Here is a 3,088-nt window from a genome sequence, read left to right as displayed (position 1 = left end):
GGCCTTGCTCCTTCACCATCTGCACCACGCGCAGTTTGAAGGCGGTATCAAAAGTTCGGCGGGATGATCGTTTCATCGGTAGCGGTCTCGGATTGGGAATCATCCCTTATCGTGGTGTCCGAAACCATTAGACCAGGACAGCAAGCCCAGGCAACCTCACCCCAACCCTCCCCTGCATGCAGGGGAGGGAGCACACCCGGCCGCATAAATTCCAGCTAAAGCCACAAGCCCCAAGCGGTGTAGCATTCACGCCTTACCGACGCCCTTGTCCCTATTTCCTGATTTCCGCTCCAGCAAGACGACACCATGAATCAACGCAAATATTTCGGTACCGACGGCATCCGTGGACGGGTCGGTGAGTGGCCTATCAGTGCGGATTTCGTGTTGCGCCTGGGACGCGCACTGGGCGTGGTGCTGGGCCGGCATCGGAAGAAATCCTCGGGCCGTCCGCTGGTGCTGATCGGCAAGGACACCCGCGCTTCCGGCTACATGTTCGAATCCGCGCTGGAAGCGGGCCTTACCGCGGCCGGCGCCGACGTTCGCCTGTTCGGCCCCATGCCCACGCCGGCGGTGGCTTATCTCACCCGCAGCCTGCGCGCGGATGCGGGCATCGTGATCAGCGCCTCGCACAACCCGCATTACGACAACGGCATCAAGTTCTTCTCCACCGACGGCGAAAAACTTTCCGACGAGATCGAAGCCCAGATCGAGCAGGAAGTGGAAGCGCCGTTCACCACGGTGGATTCGCATCACCTGGGCAAGGTGGTGCGCGTTACCGACGCGGTGACGCGCTACGCCGAATTCTGCAAGGCCACCGTGCCGGAAGACTTCAGCCTGGCGGGCGTGAAGATCGTGCTCGATTGCGCGCACGGCGCCACCTATCAAGTAGCGCCGAAAGTGTTCGCCGAACTCGGCGCCGACGTGCACGTGATCGGCGACAAGCCCGATGGCTTCAACATCAACCACGACATCGGCTCCACGCATCCGCAGGCGTTGCAGAAGGCGGTGCTGGAACAGCATGCGGATATCGGTTTTGCCTTCGATGGCGACGGCGATCGCGTGCAGGTGGTGGATCGCAACGGCATGCTCGGTGACGGCGACGACATGCTGTACGTGCTGGCGCGCAGCTGGCAGGCGCGCGGCCTGCTCAAAGGCCCGGTGGTCGGCACGCTGATGAGCAACTACGGCTTGCAGCAGGCGCTTGCGGGCCTGGGTGTGGAACTGATCCGCGCCAACGTGGGCGACCGCTTCGTGCTGCAGAAGCTGAAGGAACACAGCGGCGTGCTCGGCGGCGAAACCTCCGGCCACTTGCTGTGCCTGGATCGCGCCACCACCGGCGACGGCATCGTCGCGGCGCTGGCCGTGCTCGAAGCGCTGAGGTTTCTCGGCCAGGACATGGCCGACGCGCGCCAGGGCCTGACCAAGATGCCGCAAATCATGATCAACGTGCGCGCCACCGGCGCGCGCGAAGCGCTCAACACCGACGCCGTGCGCCAGGCCCTGGCCGATACCGAGCAGGCCTTGCGCGGCCGCGGACGCGTGGTGCTGCGCGCGTCGGGCACCGAACCGCTGGTACGCGTCACGGTGGAAGCCGCCGACGAGGCCGAAGTGCGGCAGATGGCAGAACGCCTGGCGGACGTCGTAAAATCCGCCTCCGAACGCTCGTGAACCAGCAGCGCCGCCTCGCGGCGCTGCAAACAGGCTCCCAGGTCGCCATGGAATTGGCCCGACGTGCACCGCCCCTGCGGTGGCGGAACACACACGACCGCATGCCCAACCTGTGGAAGAAGCCTATGGACACCACCGTCAAGACCAAGCACGTTCCCACCCTCGACATTCGCCGGTACCACAGCGACCGTTTGGCGTTCGTCGCCGAACTCGGCGCGGCCTATCGTGAATTCGGTTTCTGCTGCATCAGTGGCCACGGCATTGCCCCGCAGCTGATCGATGGCGCCTACGACGCCTTCCAGCGCTTCTTCGCGCTGCCCACCGAAACCAAGCTGAAATACCACGTGCCCGGTTCCGGCGGCGCGCGCGGCTACACGCCGTTCAAGATCGAAACGGCCAAGGACAGCCGCTATCCGGATCTCAAGGAGTTCTGGCATATCGGCCGCGAAATCGATCGCCGTTCGCGCTTCGCCAATTTGATGCCACCAAACCTGTGGCCGGCGGAAGTGCCCGGTTTTCGCGAATACAGCTACGAGCTTTATCAGGCGCTGGACCTGCTCGGCAGCCGCGTGCTGCGCGCGCTGGCCTTGCATATCGATCTGCCGGAGGATTACTTCGACGACAAGATCGACCAGGGCAACTCGATCCTGCGGCCGATCCATTACCCGCCGATCACGCAGGAAAACATTCCGAACGTACGCGCGGGCGCACACGAAGACATCAACTTCATCACCCTGTTGGTGGGCGCCAGCGCCGAAGGCCTGGAAGTGCTCACGCGCGAAGGCGAGTGGTTGCCCATCACCACCGAAGGCGACGCCATCGTGGTGAACATCGGCGACATGCTGCAACGCCTGACCAACCACGTGTATCCCTCCACCACCCATCGCGTGGTGAATCCGCACAACGCCAACGCGCGCAAGCCACGCTATTCCGTGCCGTACTTCCTGCATCCGAACCCGGACGTGGTGCTCGATCCGCTGCCGCAATGCATAACGCCGGACAACCCGCGCCGTTACGACACCTCGATCACCTCGCACGACTATCTCATGCAACGCTTGCGCGAGATCAAGTTGATCTAACCAGCTTCATGCTCGCCTCCCCCTCCCCGTAGGTTGGGTAGAGCCCCTCGGGGCGAAACCCAACACCGCCATGTTCGAGATGGCAACGTTGGGTTTCGGCTACGCCTCAACCCAACCTACTGTGGCTCCCCGCTTGCGTTAAGGCAACACTGAATAAGTATCGCCGTCGTCACCAGCCCTGTCTGTTCGCAGGCCACAGGGCCGTCGGCGAAGGCAGACCGGCCGTCTGTCGAGACGGCGGATCGAAGGCATGCGGACAGACAGGGCTGGCCCAACTAGTGAATTTAAAGGGATGGGTGATGCCTGGAAGGCCCGCAGGCTGCGCCGCGCGGCTTGGCAAG

General features: G+C 63.4%; 2 protein-coding genes. Both read left to right on the top strand.

The genetic code is table 11. From position 1 onward, the window contains the following. Positions 1-306: 306 nt before the first annotated feature. Entirely contained in the window at positions 307-1,668 is a 1,362-nt protein-coding gene (gene glmM / locus ACTHNE_RS09415) for a phosphoglucosamine mutase (RefSeq protein ID WP_324945559.1), read from the top strand. 125 nt (positions 1,669-1,793) lie between these two features. Next, entirely contained in the window at positions 1,794-2,747 is a 954-nt protein-coding gene (locus ACTHNE_RS09410) for an isopenicillin N synthase family dioxygenase (RefSeq protein WP_324945556.1), read from the top strand. The last annotated feature ends 341 nt before the right edge of the window (positions 2,748-3,088 follow it).

The organism is Dyella sp. (assembly GCF_051954575.1).
GTDB lineage: Bacteria > Pseudomonadota > Gammaproteobacteria > Xanthomonadales > Rhodanobacteraceae > Dyella_B.
This window is presented reverse-complemented; position numbering and strand designations above follow the sequence as displayed.

Coding starts and splice junctions, on each gene's coding strand:
- glmM (WP_324945559.1), top strand. CDS start 307: ATGAATCAACGCAAATATTTCGGTACCGACGGCATCCGTGGACGGGTC.
- ACTHNE_RS09410 (WP_324945556.1), top strand. CDS start 1,794: ATGGACACCACCGTCAAGACCAAGCACGTTCCCACCCTCGACATTCGC.